Source organism: Litorivivens sp., assembly GCF_057445395.1.
Genome location: NZ_JBVBUV010000006.1, coordinates 64,399 through 82,935, shown reverse-complemented (window position 1 = coordinate 82,935; position 18,537 = coordinate 64,399). Strand labels below are relative to the sequence as shown.

14 protein-coding genes are annotated in these 18,537 nt (G+C 54.6%); 12 read left to right on the top strand and 2 right to left on the bottom strand.

The window, feature by feature from the left end:
* Positions 1–214 precede the first annotated feature (214 nt).
* The gene (locus AC222A_RS03830) at positions 215–2,125 is read left to right on the top strand and encodes a sigma-54 interaction domain-containing protein (RefSeq protein WP_486774645.1); all 1,911 of its coding nucleotides are present in this window, start codon (positions 215–217) and stop codon (positions 2,123–2,125) included.
* Between the two features lie 63 nt (positions 2,126–2,188).
* Here AC222A_RS03830 and nirD read toward each other — a convergent pair whose 3' ends face one another.
* Positions 2,189–2,551: a nitrite reductase small subunit NirD gene (gene nirD / locus AC222A_RS03825; RefSeq protein ID WP_372749527.1), complete on the bottom strand. Its 363-nt coding sequence runs from the start codon at positions 2,549–2,551 to the stop codon at positions 2,189–2,191.
* 2 nt (positions 2,552–2,553) lie between these two features.
* Positions 2,554–5,103, bottom strand: a complete 2,550-nt coding sequence (nirB, locus tag AC222A_RS03820) for a nitrite reductase large subunit NirB (RefSeq protein ID WP_372748961.1) — start codon at positions 5,101–5,103, stop codon at positions 2,554–2,556.
* 371 nt (positions 5,104–5,474) lie between these two features.
* On the opposite strand from nirB, the gene AC222A_RS03815 reads away from it, so the two are divergent.
* The 11 genes from AC222A_RS03815 (at position 5,475) to rlmH (ending at position 18,536) form a co-directional block, all read left to right on the top strand.
* A complete protein-coding gene (locus tag AC222A_RS03815; RefSeq protein ID WP_372764881.1) occupies positions 5,475–6,947 on the top strand; it encodes a NarK family nitrate/nitrite MFS transporter in 1,473 nt (490 codons plus the stop codon).
* 82 nt (positions 6,948–7,029) lie between these two features.
* Complete coding sequence (locus tag AC222A_RS03810; RefSeq protein ID WP_372748959.1) at positions 7,030–8,760, top strand: bifunctional protein-serine/threonine kinase/phosphatase; 1,731 nt, start codon at positions 7,030–7,032, stop codon at positions 8,758–8,760.
* Between the two features lie 294 nt (positions 8,761–9,054).
* Positions 9,055–10,251: an alginate export family protein gene (locus tag AC222A_RS03805; protein ID WP_372797429.1), complete on the top strand. Its 1,197-nt coding sequence runs from the start codon at positions 9,055–9,057 to the stop codon at positions 10,249–10,251.
* A gap of 229 nt (positions 10,252–10,480) precedes the next feature.
* A complete protein-coding gene (mpl, locus tag AC222A_RS03800) occupies positions 10,481–11,839 on the top strand; it encodes a UDP-N-acetylmuramate:L-alanyl-gamma-D-glutamyl-meso-diaminopimelate ligase (RefSeq protein WP_372781335.1) in 1,359 nt (452 codons plus the stop codon).
* Positions 11,840–11,848: 9 nt separating this feature from the next.
* On the top strand, positions 11,849–12,457 hold the full coding sequence (locus AC222A_RS03795; protein WP_372747912.1) for a flavin prenyltransferase UbiX: 609 nt from the start codon (positions 11,849–11,851) through the stop codon (positions 12,455–12,457).
* Between the two features lie 119 nt (positions 12,458–12,576).
* On the top strand, positions 12,577–15,090 hold the full coding sequence (locus AC222A_RS03790; RefSeq protein ID WP_372747910.1) for an efflux RND transporter permease subunit: 2,514 nt from the start codon (positions 12,577–12,579) through the stop codon (positions 15,088–15,090).
* Positions 15,083–15,676 (top strand): LON peptidase substrate-binding domain-containing protein, encoded by a 594-nt coding sequence (locus tag AC222A_RS03785; protein ID WP_372747909.1) that lies wholly within the window; start codon positions 15,083–15,085, stop codon positions 15,674–15,676. The genes AC222A_RS03790 and AC222A_RS03785 overlap by 8 nt, the downstream gene beginning before the upstream one ends.
* A gap of 88 nt (positions 15,677–15,764) precedes the next feature.
* Positions 15,765–17,051: a glutamate-5-semialdehyde dehydrogenase gene (locus AC222A_RS03780; protein ID WP_372747908.1), complete on the top strand. Its 1,287-nt coding sequence runs from the start codon at positions 15,765–15,767 to the stop codon at positions 17,049–17,051.
* A gap of 15 nt (positions 17,052–17,066) precedes the next feature.
* Positions 17,067–17,732: a nicotinate-nucleotide adenylyltransferase gene (gene nadD / locus AC222A_RS03775; RefSeq protein WP_372747907.1), complete on the top strand. Its 666-nt coding sequence runs from the start codon at positions 17,067–17,069 to the stop codon at positions 17,730–17,732.
* Positions 17,729–18,079, top strand: a complete 351-nt coding sequence (gene rsfS, locus AC222A_RS03770; RefSeq protein WP_372747906.1) for a ribosome silencing factor — start codon at positions 17,729–17,731, stop codon at positions 18,077–18,079. Before nadD ends, rsfS begins: the two co-directional genes overlap by 4 nt.
* Positions 18,069–18,536, top strand: a complete 468-nt coding sequence (gene rlmH, locus AC222A_RS03765) for a 23S rRNA (pseudouridine(1915)-N(3))-methyltransferase RlmH (protein WP_372747905.1) — start codon at positions 18,069–18,071, stop codon at positions 18,534–18,536. Before rsfS ends, rlmH begins: the two co-directional genes overlap by 11 nt.
* Position 18,537: the final 1 nt, after the last annotated feature.

Sequence of the window (18,537 nt, the reverse complement as noted above, 5' to 3'; positions counted from 1 at the left end):
GGAGGAATAGAGCAACGTGCATGCCAGTGTTGCTGATGTGTCGGCGATAAAAATTTAACTAGCTGTTATAGAAAGAGAAAATAACGTTCGGTGCGGGGTTGGGCGGCATCGCAAAAGCGGCGGATGGGCTACGAAAAATCGTAATTAACGAGATTTCGTGGGAGTTGGCACGATTTTTCGTAGTGTTATGGCAGGTAGTGGAAAAGAGGTTGCTATGCCCTATAAACGAGCCGCGGTTGTGCCTGCTAATGACAGACACTTTAACTATGCCGCTTCTGCCCAGCTGGTGATAAACCCCTTTGTGGATCAGGTGGTAACCGCGAATCAGGAGGCCTGTCGGCTGTTTGGCTCCAGCCTGCAGGAGCTGTGTGAAAGTTGCGCGAGTGCTTTGTTTGCGCCGAGTTTTCCGACATTAGTGGTGTTTACTCAGGAGGTTTTGGGCAATGGTCGCGCCTGGAGTGATCGCCTGCTAATACTGCACGGTAGCGATGAGGCTCGGGTAGAGGTTACCGCTCGTTGTGTAGCTGCAGGTGAGGAGCAGCATCTCTATCTTAGTCTGCAGCTTGCTGATCAAATACTGCGTGCGCGAGAGCGCTCGGACGCTGAGCGCCATTACCTTTCTGGCATCGGGCACTGGAACCGTGTTAGCCGGGTCTTCCAGGAGTTTGAGCGGGAGAATCAACTGTTGCTTGATGCCGCTGGCGAAGGGATTTACGGGGTAGACGTCAATGGCATGACGACCTTTGTTAACCCGGCCGCGGAGCGGATTCTTGGCTATAGCGCTGCGGAGCTGGCCGGTCGCAATATGCACAGCATGGTGCATCACCGTCACGGCGACGGCGGTCATTATCCAGTGGATGAGTGCCCGATATTCGCGGTCTTGAAGGATGGGACCGTGCATGCCGTAGATGACGATGTTTTCTGGTCAAAATCTGGTAAGCGAGTTGATGTGGAATACACAAGCACACCGGTTCGTGATAACGGGTTTATCGTCGGCGCAGTGGTGATTTTTCGCGATGTGTCGCAGAAGAAAGCCGACAAAAAGCAATTGCTGGCCGCTTTGACAGAGGTTGAGCAGCTAAAAAATCGGCTTGAAATGGAAAACGCCTATTTGCAGGAAGAGATTAGCTCTGAATTCAATCATCATCAGATGATAGGGAAAAGCGCTGCGGTCCAACAAATCATGCAGAAAGTCGAGCTGGTGGCTCCGACGGAAGCGACAGTGCTTATTAACGGAGAATCCGGTACGGGCAAGGAATTGATTGCTCGCGCGATTCACGACAATAGTGATCGCTCTCACCGCTCGCTGATAAGAGTAAACTGTGCAGCTATTCCCGAGGAGTTATTCGAAAGTGAATTTTTCGGTCATACGCGTGGCGCGTTTACAGGTGCAACGGCTGATCGCCCAGGGCGCTTTGAACTTGCCGATGGCGGTACTCTATTCCTTGATGAGGTGGGTGAAATTCCTCTGCGACTGCAAGGAAAGCTGCTGCGAGTGCTGCAGGAGCAACAGTTCGAGCGCGTGGGTGAATCGATAACACGGCGTGTTGACGTGAGAATCGTCGCCGCCACGAATAGGGATCTCGCACAGCGGGTGGCAGAGGGCCAGTTTCGTGAAGATTTGTATTTTCGCCTGAATGTATTTCCGATTGAATCGATGCCATTGCGAAAGCGCCTGGATGATATTCCCTTGCTGACGCAGCATTTTTTAATGCGCGCCAGCGCCAGAGCGAACAAGTCGGGCTTGAAAATCCCCCTGAGCGAGCTTGAAAAGCTGAAGCGATATCATTGGCCGGGCAATATTCGTGAACTGGAAAATGTGATTGAGCGCCAGGTGATCTTGGTGCGCGGTGAAACACTACGTTTCGATATGTCTGGCACGACCACCGATGCGATAGAGCCCTCTCTTGCACCTACGGAAAGTAGTGTCCTGACAGAGCAGGAGATGCGAGAACATGAACGGCGTAATCTCGTGGCAGCTCTTGAAGCCTGTGGCGGCCGTGTTTTTGGTCAGGACGGAGCGGCAGCTTTACTGGGATTGCCCGCGACAACCTTGTCTTCGCGATTGAAGAAGTTCAAGTTGGATCCACTACTGTTTCGAGGGGCTAAAAGAACGGGGCACTAATAAGGTGGCCAGCCACAGCAAACTGCACTGTGGCTGGCCGGGGGGGAGAGGGTAGGGCTTTATTCAGGCTGCGACTTGGGCCGCGCCGCAGAGCATAACAGTATCGCCGTCGAGCTTGACGCTGTAGGCGCTAATGGAGTGAGTATCATCTTCCAGACAGCGCCCTGTAGCCAGTGCGAAGTGCTGCTTGTAGATTGGCGATGCTACCACCAGCTCGCCGTCCAGGCTGCCGACAATACCGCGCGACAGGACATTGGCGCCGCTGAAGGGGTCAAAGTTGTCCAGTGCGAAGATGCTATTGTCTACTTTAAATAGGGCAATCTGTTTGCCGTCGACCAGTGCACATACACCGGCGTTGGGCGGAATGTCGTCAATGGAACAAACGGCGGTCCAGTTCATGGTTTCGTCCTTTTTGGTATCGGTCATCGTTAGGCCACAGCAATCAGATCTTTGCCCAGTTCACGTTCTTCGTCGGTCGCGGGTCGGATTTGGCCGCGCTCTTGTACAAAGACCACGTTGTCATCGCCCTGATTACTATTGACGAAACTGCGGAACATTTTGACTTTGTCTTCGTTGTCGATGGTGGTTTTCCACTCGCACTGGTAGGTGCCGATGACATGCGCCATTTCCGCTTCCAGTTCTTCGGCGATGCCCAGTGAGTCGTTAATGATGACGTTTTGCAGATACTCCAGTCCGCCTTCAAGATTGTCCATCCACACACTGGTTCGCTGCAGACGGTCGGCGGTGCGCACGTAAAACATCAGGAATCGATCGATATATTTGATCAGGGTTTCAGTGTCGATATCGGAAGCGAACAGATCTGCATGGCGTGGTTTCATACCACCATTACCGCACACATACAGGTTCCAGCCGTTTTCAGTGGCGATCACGCCAACATCTTTGCTTTGGGCCTCGGCGCATTCACGGGTGCAGCCGGAGACTGCCATTTTAAGTTTGTGAGGTGAGCGCAGCCCTTTGTAGCGATTTTCGATATCGATGGCAGCGCCGACACTGTCTTGTACACCGTAGCGACACCAGGTGGAGCCGACACAGCTTTTAACCGTGCGCAGTGATTTTCCATAGGCGTGGCCAGATTCGAATCCGGCGTCGACGAGTTCTTTCCAGATCAATGGCAGTTGGTCGACGGTGGCACCGAACAGGTCGATGCGTTGGCCGCCTGTAATTTTGGTGTACAGGTTGTATTTCTTGCCGACCTCGCCGAGTACGATCAGTTTGTCGGGCGTGATTTCTCCGCCGGCGACACGCGGAACAATCGAGTAGGTGCCATTTTTTTGCATGTTGGCCAACATGCGATCGTTCGTGTCCTGCAGGCCGGCATGGTCTGCTTCCAGAATGTAGTCGTTCCAGCAGCTTGCCAGAATAGAGGCTGCGGTCGGTTTACAAATATCACAGCCGTGGCCTTTGCCGTGCTTTTCCAGCAGCTCTTTGAAGCTCTTGATCTTGCCAACGCGCACCAGATGGTAGATTTCTTGGCGGGTGTAGGGGAAGTGTTCACACAGGTCTGTATTCACTTCTAGACCAAGTTTAGCCAGCTCCGCGTTCAGCACCTGGCCAACGAGGGCAGTACAACCGCCGCAACTGGTGGCGGCTTTAGTGCAGGCCTTCAGGTCGCCCAGGGTTTGGGTTCCGTCGGCAATGGCGCTGCACAGGTCGCCTTTGGTTACGTTATTGCAAGAACAGATTTGAGCAGATTCAGGCAGGGCATCTACGCCTAGCCCGGCAGCGGCAGCGCCGTCGAGCGAGGGCAGAATCATGGCCTCTGGGTGTTCTGGCAGTGTGATGTCGTTCAGTGCGTACTGCAGCAGTGTGCCATAGTCTTCGGCATCGCCAATCAGTACAGCGCCGAGCACTTTGCTGGCGTCTTCATTAACGACCAGCTTCTTGTAAACTTCCGTCTGCTCGTCGATAAAGGTATAGCACTTGGCACCAGGGGTGTTGGCGTGCGCGTCCCCAATTGAGGCTACGTCCACACCCATCAGCTTTAGTTTAGTGCTCATGTCCGCGCCGAGAAATTGCTTGTCTTCGCCGGTTGCCAGCACATGATCGGCTGCTACGCGAGCCATCTCCCAGCCCGGAGCAATCAGGCCGAAAATGCGGCCGCCCCACAGGGCGCATTCCCCAATGGCATAAATAGAGGGGTCGGAGGTCTGGCAATAGTTGTTGACCACGATACCGCCACGCTCGCCAATCTCGAGCTCAGACTGCCGCGCCAGCTCGTCCTGCGGACGGATGCCGGCAGAGAATACGATTAGATCCGTTTCCAGCTCTTCGCCGTCGGCAAAGCACATTTTGTGGGTGGTGCTGTCGCCATCAATGATTTGTTGTGTGTTTTTGCCGGTGTGAACCGAAACCCCGAGGTCTTCGATTTTCTTGCGCAGGAGTTTGCCACCACCATCGTCTACCTGAACCGCCATAAGGCGAGGTGCAAATTCCACGACGTGGGTTTTTAAGCCAAGGTCGTGTAACGCTTTGGCGGCTTCAAGGCCCAGCAGGCCGCCACCCACTACCGCGCCAATTTTGCCGTTCTGGCTGGCGGCAGTAATGGCCTCAAGGTCTTCAATAGTGCGGTACACAAAGCAGTTGTTGCGGTCGTGACCCGGTACCGGCGGAACGAAGGGGTATGATCCGGTGCCGAGCACGAGCACATCGTACTCAGCCGTAGTGCCGCACTCGGTGCTGACCACCTTGTTGGAACGATCGATGCTGGTAACTTTCTTGCCGCTATATACCACCATGTTCTGGCTTTCGTAAAAGCCTTCTTCAACCATGTTCAAGGATTCAGCTTGTCGGGTTTCAAACCAGGCGGTCAGGTGCACGCGGTCGTAGGCCGGACGTGGTTCTTCACCAAAAATCGTAATGGAAAATTGATCGGCCTTGCCACTCTCGACAAGCGTTTCCAGAAATTGGTGGCCAACGGGTCCGTTGCCCACCAGTACGAGACGTGTTGCTCCGCTCATGCTACTTACCTTTATCCAGTTCTCCCCGAGGTGCGAGGGTCTGTCGCACCGTGTATGCGGAGCGATAAAGCAAGCCATGTGCCAATCATGGTGATCTCAATTTAACTGCATGAATAATATGGTTTTTATTGCAGTGCACCATAAAGGTGACACTCGCGCTGCCCGAGATGGCACCAAAAAGACGCACAGTGCTGGTGCGTCGCCGCTTGCGTGAGCGAATCGGGGGCATTGGCTGCACCGTTAACATCGTTAGCGAACGTGGGGTTAGGTGAAAAAGCCTTGCGGCTCATAGGCTTGGTGATTTTTATTTGTGGTTGGCATAGGCCTTGCTCAAGGCTTCGCAGATACTTAAATCTCTAGCGGAGTCTGTTATGTCTGGCGGTAGTCTCAACCTACTGGATGTGAAGCAAGCTAACATCCGGTTGCTGCATTTATCCTGGTTTGCATTTTTTCTAACGTTCATGGTGTGGTTTAACCACGCACCAATGCTAGCTTCCATTAAGGAGGCTTTTGATCTCACCGGTCAGCAGGTGAAAGCCTTGATGATCTTGAACGTGGCACTCACTATTCCGTCACGCATTGTGATCGGCATGCTGGTTGACCGGTTTGGCCCACGTATCATATATACGATTTTGCTATTGATCGGCGGCGGCCTTTGTCTGGGGTTTGCCTTTGCCAACTCCTACGAAACCATAGCCTTGATGCGATTTCTAATGGGCTTCATTGGCGCCGGTTTTGTTATCGGTATTCGGCTTGTGAGCGAATGGTTTCCTGCGCGGCAGGTGGGCTTGGCTGAGGGCGTTTACGGCGGCTGGGGTAACTTTGGTAGCGCCGCAGCGGCAATGTCTTTGCCTACACTTGCGTTGATCTACGGCGGCGCAGATGGCTGGCGTTACGCTATTGCCACAACGGGTGTTATCGCGATCGTATACGGACTGTTCTTTTACACTCGGGCGCGCAATACACCGAAAGGGTCAACTTACTTCAAGCCGAAAAAGAATGGCGGTCTTGAGGTTACTAGCAAACGCGACCTGTATTTTTATATTGGCATGTGCCTACCCATGTACGCGGCGCTGGCTACATTAACCTGGAAGCTATCACCGGAAAATCTTGGTTTACTCTCGCAAACTGCTACCTATGCTACTTACGCTGTATTGGCGGTAGTGGGTGTTGTGCAGATCAGCCAGATACTGCGGGTTAACTCTCATCTGTTTTCTGATGCGCCGGTACCGGAATTTCAGCGCTACAAGTTCAAGCAGGTTGCTATTCTGAACGTGTCGTATTTTGTAACCTTTGGTTCAGAGCTAGCAGTGGTTTCCATGTTGCCCCTGTTCTTTATGGAAGTGTTTGAGTTGAATGCTGTAAAAGCAGGTCTGTTGGCGTCTGGCTTTGCGTTTATGAACCTGGTGGCGCGGCCGACGGGTGGCTACTTCTCCGATAAATTCGGGCGTCGTAAATCCCTGTCTATTCTGGTTGCGGGGCTGGCAGTGGGTTATATGCTGTTGAGTCAGATAACCTCTGGCTGGCCGATTGTGCTGGCGGTATTGGCAACCATGATGTGTTCCTTCTTCGTGCAAGCCGGTGAAGGCGCCGTGTTTGCGATTGTGCCCCTGGTCAAACGGAGCATGACTGGGCAAATTGCGGGTATGACAGGTGCCTACGGTAACGTGGGTGCGGTAATCTACCTTACAGCGCTTTCGTTTGTGGATTCCTCGTCATTCTTCATGTTGATTGCGGCATCGGCGGCCTTGGTGTTTATTGCGGTGCAATTCCTCGAAGAGCCGCAGGGCCATATGGCAGAAATCAATGACGACGGTTCGGTGGAACTAATTGAAGTTACCTGATTACCCTTAGCGCTATTTTATTCAGCGCGCCGGTGGTCCTGAGAGGATCACCGGCTTTCGCGTTCATAGACAGGAATACATCATGCATCTAGACGGTACGTTGAAATTCACGCTGGGCCAGGCAACCTATGCCGGCATTAAAAGCGAGAATGAAGACAGTATTGGTATTCGTATTCCAGAGGGACATTTGCTAACCACAAAGGGTGCGGTGGCAATTATTGCCGATGGGGTGTCGGCAGCTGAGGCGGGCAAGGAAGCCAGCGATACGTGTGTTACTTCATTCTTGTCAGACTATTTTTCCACACCAGAATCGTGGACAGTTAAAAAGTCCACACAGCAGGTGCTTAATGCTCTGAACCGATGGCTCTATGGACAGGGACAGCGCTTTCTTCAGGCGGAAAAGGGCTATGTATGTACGCTTAGCCTGGTAATTTTCAAAAGTCGGACCGCACATATTTTTCATGTGGGCGATACTCGCGTGTATCGCTATCGCCATGGAGAGCTGGAGCAGCTTACCCGGGATCACGCGACACGCATTAATAAGGAACAATCCTACCTGACCCGTGCGATGGGCCTGGATATGTGGCTCGACGTGGACTATCGCAGTGTCGATATGGAAGCCGGTGACATCTTCCTGCTGACCTCGGACGGTGTTCATGATTTTATCAGCAGGGCTGAGATTAAAGATCGGCTCGGGCATCTCACTGATAACCCCGAGGAAGACTGTAACGCGATGATTACCAGCGCGTTGGAGCATAGCAGTCACGATAACCTGAGCGCACAGATCATCCGGGTGGATGCTCTGCCTGCGGGTGAGGCGGATGATGCTTTTCTCAGGCTGACAGATTTGCCGTTTCCGCCGCCGTTAAATGAGGGCGCTATCGTTGATGGCTTTCAGATTGTGCGCGAATTGCATGCCAGTTCCCGCAGTCAGCTTTACGAAGTGGTTGATACGCGCAGTCGCGAAGGCGCGCGTTATGTAATGAAAACGCCCTCGGTTAATTTCCTGGATGACCCGGCCTATATTGAACGCTTTATCATGGAGAGCTGGATTGGCAGGCGCATCGATTCTCCGAATGTGGTTCGGGTGCTTGAAGATGATAGGGAAAAGAGTTGTCTCTATTATGTGGCGGAATATGTCACGGGGGAGACGCTTGATCATTGGATGAAACGTCATCCAAAGCCTAATATCCACAGCGTCATCGATATAGCAGAGCAGCTAGTGCGCGGCCTTCGTGCTTTTCACCGGCGCGATACTCTGCACCAGGATATCAAGCCCGCTAACATCATTGTCGACGACGACCAACGTGTGACGTTGGTGGATTTCGGATCCTGCTTTGTGGGTGGTATTGCCGAGATTTCCACCGCTTTCGAGCGCGATGACATTCTCGGTACCGCGCAGTACTCCGCCCCAGAACAGATTCTCCGACGCCAGGTTACTGCGGCGGCGGACCAGTTCTCGCTGGCCGTTGTGCTTTATGAAATGCTTACCGGGCAAATGCCTTACGAAGGTCAGCTTGAACGTTGTAACAGTGTTAGCGCCTATGCCCGACTGAACTATATTCCCGCATACCATTACAACCCGCTGGTGCCAGTATGGATGGACGCCAGTATTCGCAAGGCCTTGAGTATTACACCCGAGCTGCGCTATCAGGATATTTCCGAGTTTCTACACGATCTGCAAAACCCCAACAGTGAGTTTATGCAGCAGGTCAGCCGTCCGCTGGCGCAGCGAAACCCCCTGAGGTTTTGGCAGGCAGTGGCTGCGTTGCTTTTTATCACGCAACTGCTGACGCTCGCCGTATTTCTGTAGTTTTCCCTCACTTGGCGCCTGAGCTTCTAGAGCAACGGCATCCGTTTAGTGCGCGGTACGCACCAAAAAGTAAGCGCGTCATTTTTGGATATTGCCTCATTTCGGGGCGCGAGGTGGCTAGGGAAGTCACCGATAGCGCGTAACCCTCGTTTTTAACCGTTTTTCCACGTTATTTGACAGTTTTCGGTACTTGGCACACTAGTTGCTCATAGCTATGTAGTGCACACCTAACGCCTGAAATATGTTGTTTGGAACTGCGAATTTTTGAAATAGCTTCTTGATAGGGGAAAACCGATGAAGAGATCGATGTACACATCGCTGGTGCTCGCTAGTCTGGCCGCGCCAATGCCGACTATGGCGGATAGTCTAACTGACGCAATTACTGGCGGTAAGACGTCGGGCGACTTCCGTTTGCGCTATGAGGAAGTAGACCAGGACAACACCTTGAAAAACGCCTCGGCTCTAACGTTGCGTACGCGCCTTGGATATACCACGGCGGAACTTGAAGGTTTTTCAGCCACGGTCGAAATGGAAGATGTGCGAATTGTCGGTGGGCAAGATTCCTACACCGTTGGGCCTGCGGGTTTTAAGGTTGGCGAGCATTCCGTAGTGGCCGATCCTGAGGTTACTGAGTTAGACCAAGGTTTTGTGAAGTACAAAAAGGGTATGTTTACAGCTAAGGTTGGTCGTCAGGTTATCACATACGATGGTCATCGATTTGTGGGGCATGTTGGTTGGCGCCAGGATCGACAGACTTTTGACGCTGCACGTTTTGACCTGAAGCCAATGGAAGGTGTGAGTCTAAGTTATGCCTACCTAGATCAGCGCAACCGTATTTTTGCCGAGGCGGCTGACTTCGATTCCAAGGATCACTTGCTCAATGCCGCTATCGATACGCCTATCGGTAAGCTGGTGGTGTACAGCTATATGCTGGAGGTTGACAATGGAACCGATAACGCGCGCGATACAGTGGGGGCAAGTCTCAGCGGTGGCGTGGATGTTGGGAAGGCGAAGCTTCTCTATACCGTTGAATTGGCCAGTCAGGAGTTTGAGGCCGGTGCAATAGATCGCGATGCGGATTACAGCCTGATAGAAGGTGGCGTAAGCGTTTCCGGTATCACGGGTAAAGTTGGGGTGGAAACGCTGGGTTCTGATGACGGCCTTTATGGTTTTACCACCGAGTTGGCAACACTGCATAAATTCAATGGTTGGGCGGATATGTTTCTGGGGACACCAGCAACTGGTTTGGTGGACAGTTATGTCTCCGTTAGCGGAAAACTGCTCGGCGGCGGCTGGTCTGTCACCTACCACGATTTTACCGCCGATGAAGATACGCCCACGCTCGACAACTACGGTTCGGAGCTTGATATCTCCTACGCCCGTAAGTTTGGTAAAAACTACAATGCCGGCGTGAAATATGCCGACTACAGTGCAGACGACTTGTTTGTGGATACCAAGAAACTTTGGGTTTGGGTTGGTCTGAGTTTCTGAGGAAGGGAGTTCTCTACGTTGGCCCGCGATTGCGGGCTTTTTTTTGCGTGTCGGCTGGCAAGCAAGCCGGGCTGAGACATGGTGGGGTTGTCCTGTATGGTATGGCACCGTAGCTTGCTCTGGCTTTTCGTATCAGTGCAGCGATGTGAGTTGCTTGCAGTGATATGTGGAATAGTGCTGCCTGACGTCTGGTGCTACCATGCCGTGATCTCAGACTAACCGGACAACCATGCACATACACATACTAGGCATTTGTGGCACGTTTATGGGCGGCGTTGCGCTGCTGGCTCGGGAGTTGGGCCATACTGTCACCGGCTCTGATGCCAACGTCTACCCTCCCATGAGCACACAGTTAGAAGAACAGGGCATTGCCCTAATGGTAGGCTATGATCCGGCGCACCTTGAGCCGACACCGGATTTGGTTATCGTGGGTAACGCGCTGTCGCGGGGCAACCCGGCCGTTGAGCACGTGTTAAATCGCGCTATTCCGTATATCTCGGGTCCGCAGTGGCTGGGCGAGCAATTTCTTCAGGGGCGCTGGGTGGTTGCTTGCGCCGGCACCCACGGTAAAACCACCACCAGTAGTATGGTCGCCTGGATTCTGGAAAATCTGGGCTATGAGCCAGGCTTTCTGATTGGTGGAATACCCGGTAATTTTGGCTTGTCTGCGCGCGGCGGCGGTGGCCGGTTTTTTGTCATTGAGGCCGATGAATACGATACTGCTTTTTTTGATAAGCGCTCAAAATTTGTTCACTACCGCCCGCAAACGGCTGTGCTGAATAACCTGGAATTTGATCACGCCGACATTTTTCCCGATCTTGCGGCCATACAGCGCCAGTTTCATCATCTGGTGCGCACCGTGCCCGGTATCGGGCGGATTATCGTGCCTGAGGGCGACACAGCGTTGGCCGAGGTGCTGGCGAAGGGGTGTTGGAGCGAGCAGGTGCAGGTGGGAGACGCCGGTGGGCAGGCACAGTGGCAGGCTGAACCTCTGGCGGACGACCACTCCCATTTTCGGGTCACCCACAAGGGCCAGCAGGCCGAGCTGCAGTGGTCATTGACGGGGCGACACAATATGTACAACGCCCTGGCTGCGATTGCGGCAGCGCACCACGTGGGTGTAACACTGGCGGACGCGGTAATGTCGCTGGCGTCATTTGCGGGTGTTAAGCGGCGCATGGAGTTGCGCGGTACGCCCTCTGGTGTTGCGGTGTACGACGATTTTGCACATCACCCGACAGCGATTTCATCTACTTTGGATGGCTTGCGTAAGAAGGTGGGCGACGCGCGCATTTTTGCCGTGATCGAACCTAGATCCAACACCATGCGTTTGGGACAGCATCGTGCAGCGCTGGCAACGTCAACTGCGATGGCGGATGAAGTGTTTTGGTTTGCGCCGACCGATCTGGATTGGTCGCTCGATGATGTGATCGCGCAATCGCCAGTTCCGGCGGCTGTGCTTGGCAATATCGACGAGATTGTGGCGCGTTTGCGTGAGCGCGTGTGCTCGGGTGATCATGTGGTGATTATGAGTAATGGCGGTTTTGGCGGTATACACCAGAAGCTTCTGGATACGTTGGCGGATTAAATAGGCATGGTGGAAAACGTAAAACGGGTAACACTGGCCATGACGGGCGCTTCTGGCGCGCCCTACGGATTGCGCCTGCTCGAATGTCTGCTGGCGCAGGGTGTTGAAGTACATTTTATGATATCGAAAGCGGCGCTGATGGTGGTAGCCATGGAAACCGAGCTGGCGCTACCTGACAAAACTGGACCATTGGCTAAAAAATTGCGTGAACAGTTTGCTGTTGATGCGTCGCAACTGCGGGTCTACGGTCGCGAAGAATGGACCGCCCCCGTTGCCTCTGGGTCAGGCGCCCCGTCAGCGATGGTGATCTGCCCATGCAGTACCGGCACACTGTCGGCGATTGCCACAGGCGCCAGTAATAACTTGATTGAACGCGCGGCGGACGTAGCCCTCAAAGAGCGGCGGCAGCTTATCCTGGTGCCTAGGGAGTCGCCGCTATCGAGTGTTCATTTGCAAAATATGCTTACGCTCAGTCAGGCCGGGGTAACGATCATGCCGGCCAGCCCGGGGTATTATCACAAGCCGGTTTCGGTGGGCGAGATGGTGGACTTTATGGTTGCCCGGGTGCTGGATCACCTTGGGCTGGCGCAAACCCTGATTCCCCGATGGGGCGAGTAAGGCGGCACCGCCAAAGTAGGGGATGGCCTACAAGGGGATTGCCAGATGGGCATTCTCCTGCGATAACGCACAGCGCAAGGCCTGCACTGCAGGCGCACAATAATAGTTGGGGAGTTTGAATGAGCAGTGTATTTATGGGCTTCTATGAGCGGGTTGTGATGCGACGACCGGGATTGATTTTACTGGTCGTAGCCGTTCTCATTGGCGGCCTGGCGAGCTTTTTGCCGAACCTCAAGCTCGATGCTTCTTCTGATTCTCTGGTATTGGAGGGCGATAAGTCGCTCAAGTTTTACCGGGAAATCAGTAAGCGCTTCGCAACCGAAGATTTTCTGCTGGTGGTATATCAGCCCGATGGGGAGCTGATGTCTGATCACTCTTTGCAAGAGATCGGCCGTTTGCGTGATGAGCTGGCAGCCTTGCCAGCGGTATCGTCGGTTGTATCCATCCTCGATGTGCCCCTGCTGGATAGTCCCCGGGTGAGCCTCACCGATGTTGCGGGTGGCCGGATTCCCATGCTCAAGCACGAGGATACCGACCGCGAACTGGCGCTGCAGGAACTGTCCAGCAGCCCCTTGTATAAATCCCTGCTTACCAGTGCCGATGCCACCACCACGGGCCTGCAGGTCAATATAAAACGCGATGAAACCTACCAGCGTCTGCTGGAGAATCGCGAAAGCCTGAAGGAAAAACGTGCAGAGCAGGGCCTGACAGCGCTGGAAGAGCGTGAGCTGGAGGTGGCCGAGCAGGCGTTCCAGGACTACCTGCCCACTGCTCAGGCGGCGATGACGGAGCTGGTGGCCAGTGTGCGGTCGATTCTCGACCGTTATCGCGATGATGCCACCCTGTATCTCGGCGGGGTGCCAATGATTGCCGCGGATATGATTGCCTTTGTGCAGAGCGATCTGGTGGTTTTTGGCACTGGAATTATTCTGTTTATTGTCTTTCTTCTGGTGGTCATTTTTCGCAGCGTGATCTGGACGCTGCTGCCGCTGGCAACGTGCGTGCTGTCGGCGCTGTTTATGCTGGGCTTGCTGGCCATGCTTGATTGGCGGATGACCGTCATTTCATCCAATTTTGTCGCCCTGTTGTTGATTATTACGTTGTCGATTTCCATCCATCTGGTTGTCCGTTACCGGGAGCTGGCGGCGAATCATCTGGACTGGGATCAGCGAACGCTGGTGGCAGAAACGGTGGGTCAAATGGCCAAGCCCTGTTTCTACACTGCATTGACGACGCTGGTGGCGTTTATGTCGCTGGTGGTCAGTGGTATTCGTCCGGTTATCGATTTTGGCTGGATGATGACCATCGGTGTGGTGGTGGCATTAGTGCTGACCTTTATCGTGCTGCCCTGTGTGCTGTTGTTGCTGAAGCAGCCCCTGCGAAGCCGCGATGCGGACAACAGCAAAGGCTTTACCCTGCGGTTTGCGGCAGTGGCCGAGCATCACGCCGCAACCATTGCACTGGTGGCGGGCGTATTGCTGGTGACCAGCCTGTGGGGCATCAGTCGGTTGGAGGTGGAGAACCGGTTTATCGATTATTTCGATGAGAGCACGGAAATATACCAGGGTATGGAAATTGTTGATGCCAAACTGGGGGGTACCATTCCGCTGGATATCATCATCAACGCGCCTAAGATTGAGCCTCAGGAAAGTGACGAATTCAGTGATGATTTTGCCGACGATTTCAGCGACGACTTTGGTGATGACTTCGGCGATGATTTTGGCAGCAGTGCGGCGCCTGCTTCTCACTGGTTTACGATTGCCGGGTTGGAGCGCATAAAGTCCGTTCACGATTATGTAGATAGCCTGGATGAAACCGGCAAGGTCTTGTCGCTCGCCACGCCCTATGAGCTGGTGAAAATGATCATGGGCGACGATATTGATGACCTTCAGCTGGCGCTGGTGGAAAAATCTCTGCCGGCGGACATCAAGCAGATTGTGGTCGATCCCTATCTGGCGAAAGAAACGGACCAGGCGCGCATTTCCGTGCGGGTTATGGAAACCAGTCATACCCTTAAGCGGGCTGAGTTGTTAGAGCAAGTTCGCAACCATCTTGTTGAAGACATGGGATTTGCGGAAGATCAGGTGCAATTGACTGGCATGTTGGTGCTTTACAACAATATGTTGCAGAGCCTTTATAAATCCCAAATCTTGACTTTGGCGGCGGTATTCGTCGCCATACTGGTGATGTTTCTGGTGCTGTTCCGATCATTGAGTCTGGCGCTGATTGCACTGGCGCCCAATATGCTGGCGGCGGGGCTGGTGCTGGGGGGTATGGGACTGTTTGGCATTCCGCTGGATATGATGACCATTACCATTGCCGCTATCACCGTGGGTATTGGTGTGGATCATGCCATCCATTATGTGCATCGCTTTCGCACCGAATTTCCCAAGGATCGCAATTACCTGGCCACCATGTACCGCTGCCACGGCAGTATCGGCAAGGCCATGTACTACACCTCGGTGATCATCATTTTTGGCTTCTCCATTCTGGCGTTGTCCAACTTCACCCCGAGCATTTATTTCGGTTTATTGACCGGTGCGGCCATGTTGGCGGCCCTGATGGGTTCGATGCTGCTATTGCCACGCCTTATTATTTTCTTTAAACCGCTGGGCAAGGGCGAGCATGGCTGATACAGAACTCGCGCTGTTCCCACTGGGAACCGTATTGCTGCCGGATGGGCGCCTGTCGCTGCAGATTTTTGAGCAGCGCTATCTGGCTCTGGTGCGAGATGCCATGAAAGGTCAGCGGGAGTTTGGCATTGTACTGCTTACGCAGGGCCGTGAAGTGGATCGCCCTGGGGTAAATACGCGCTTTGAATCAACAGCGGTCACCGCACGAATTGTGGACTGGGATTCGCTGCCCAATGGCTTGCTGGGTATCGTGGTTGAAGGGGAGCGCCGCTTCAGTATCGGCAATGCGAGGCAACAAGCCGACGGCCTGTGGCTGGCCGACGCCACCTTCTGGGACGAAGAGCCCTATGTGCCGCTCCCGGAAGAGCACGCTGAGTGGACCGAGTTGCTGCAGCGTCTGGCGGAGCACCCCCACGTGCAGCGACTTGGCATTGACGTGGAAACCCGCGATGCCACCCGCCTGAGCAACCAGCTGGCGCAACTCTTGCCCTTGCCAGAGGCAGACCGCTACACGCTGCTGACCCTGCGTGACCCGATAGACCGGCTCGATGCTATCCACGAATTGCTGCTGAAGTACGAAGAGTAGCAACTCGGGCCTTCTGGGCATGGTAATGACGTTGTCGGCGTGTTCCCGCTATAATGCCCGGCTTGATTTTCCACGCTTTCAGGAACACATGACTATTCAGGACTCCGAGATAAAGAGCGGCACGGTGCAGGATGCGATGATCGCCATGGGCCGGCAGGCGCGCGCAGCGTCGCGGATCATGGCCGCTGTGGGCACTGCCGAGAAGAACGCGGCTCTGTTGGCGATAGCTGAGGCGGTCGATGCTGCGCGCGCTGCAATTGCCGAGGCCAACGCCAAAGATCTGGCTGCGGGTCGGGACAGCGGTCTGGACGACGCGCTGCTGGACCGTCTGGAGCTCACGCCGGCGCGTATCGACGGGATGATCGAGGGGCTGCAACAGGTCGCGGCCTTGCCTGATCCGGTGGGTGAAATCAGTGAATTGAACTATCGGCCAAGCGGCATTCAGGTGGGCAAAATGCGCGTGCCGCTGGGTGTTGTCGGCATTATTTATGAATCTCGACCTAATGTGACGGCAGAAGCGGCCAGTCTTTGCCTGAAGTCGGGCAACGCGGCTATTCTGCGCGGAGGTTCGGAAGCCATCCACTCCAATCAGGCGATTGCCGAATGTCTTCGCGCGGGGCTGGCCAAGGCGGGACTGCCGGAAACTGCAGTGCAGGTGGTCGCCACGACAGATCGCGCAGCAGTTGGTGCCCTGATTACCATGCCCGAGTTTGTGGACGTGGTGGTTCCGCGCGGCGGCAAGGGCTTGATCGAGCGTATCTCCCGCGATGCCACCGTGACCGTGATTAAACATCTCGATGGTATCTGTCACGTCTATATTGATGACGACGCCGATGCAGACAAGGCGCTGGCTATAGCCGTTAACGCCAAAACCCACCGCTACGGCACCTGCAATACGATGGAGACCCTGCTGATTGCGCAGAGTCGTGCTCAGGCATTGTTGCCGGTGATCGCACAGCAGATGCAAGAAAAAGGGGTGGAATTGCGCGGTTGCGAGCGCTCCTGTGCGCTGGTGCCGGCGATGGCTGCGGCGGAGGAGAGCGACTGGGCGACGGAATATCTGGCGCCAATTCTGGCCGTACGTGTGGTAGATGGGCTGGATGAGGCTATCGAGCACATCAACCGCTGGAGCTCCCAGCACACCGATGCCATTGTCACGGAAAACTACAGCAAATCGCGGCGTTTTCTGCGCGAGGTGGATTCCAGCTCGGTAATGATCAATGCTTCCACCCGTTTTGCCGATGGATTTGAGTACGGACTGGGGGCTGAAATTGGTATTTCCACCGACAAAATACACGCTCGTGGCCCGGTTGGCCTCGAAGGTTTGACGTCGCAGAAGTACATCGTGTTTGGCGACGGTCACATTCGCCAGTAGCATGTTTGCACTCACGTGAACTTACCGGCGATCGCAATTCTGGGTGGAACCTTTGACCCGGTTCATATCGGACATGTGCGCAGCGCGCAGGAGCTGTGCCATCGGCTCGGCCTGAATCAGTGTTTGCTGGTACCCTGTCATTTGCCGCCCCATCGTGAATCCCCGCAATCCAGCGCCGACCATCGCCTGCAAATGGTGGAGTTGGCCGTGGCGGGAATTGACGGCCTGGCGGCCGATGATCGCGAATTGCGCCGCAGCGGCCCATCCTATACGGTCGACACACTGGCTGAAATACGGGCGGAACAGGGCGCAGCCGTCAGCGTGAATTTTGTCATGGGGTCTGATGCCTACAACAATCTGCACACCTGGAGTCGCTGGCAATCGCTGTTTGAGTTTGCCAATGTGGTGGTGATGCATCGCGATGGTTTTCGCGAAACGCCTGTTCCAGAAGTGAGGGACTACGCGGCCACGCGCCTGGTAGACCCGGCGCGGTTGAAGGATATTTCTCATGGCGCGATGGCTCACGTCGCGCTGACGCCTTGGCCTCAATCCGCCACCCAGGTTCGAGAGTACCTTCAGCGTGGCGTAATTCCCGGCGATTCGCTGCCCGCAGGCGTCGCCGACTATATCAAGCAACACCGACTTTATTTTGGTGAACCGGAGAATGCAGACAAAGCATGAAATCTGAGCAATTGGTCAATCTGGTCAAAGAGGCCCTGGACGACGTCAAGGCACGGGACATTGTGGCGCTCGACGTGCGCGCAATGACCGGTGTGACCGACTATATGGTGGTGGCCAGTGGCACGTCCAATCGTCATGTGAAGTCACTTGCCAACAACGTGATCGTTGAGGCGAAGCAGGCTGGTGTTCAGCCCCTGGGTATGGAGGGCGAAACGGTGTCTGAATGGGTATTGGTGGACTTTGGCGACGTGGTGGTTCATGTCATGCTGCCCGAGGCGCGAACCTTTTACGATATTGAGCGGTTGTGGTCAGTGCCCGCCGGCGGTGACAGCGGGAATGCGAATTAAATTGCTGGCCGTGGGCACCCGCATGCCTGACTGGGTGGAAGCGGGGGTCAACGAGTATCGCAAACGGCTGCCTGCAGAGTTCAGTCTGGAAATTCAGGAAATAGCTCTGGCCAAGCGTGGCAAAAATCCCGATATCAAACGCGCCAAAGCGCAGGAGGCTCAAGCCCTGCTTAAAGCGGTGGCCAAAGACGATGTGCTGGTGGCGCTCGATGTGACCGGCCGGGCGATCAGTACTGATATGCTGGCGAAAACGCTTAACGAGTGGCATATGGATGGCCGCAATCTGAGTCTGTTGGTTGGCGGCCCCGATGGCCTCGACGATGTGTGTCTGAAGCAGGCGCGCGAACGCTGGTCGCTGTCGGCCATGACGCTGCCTCACCCTCTTGTGCGGGTAATGCTGGCCGAGCAGATTTATCGCGCCTGGAGTATCCTTCAGGGCCATCCCTATCATCGCTGAC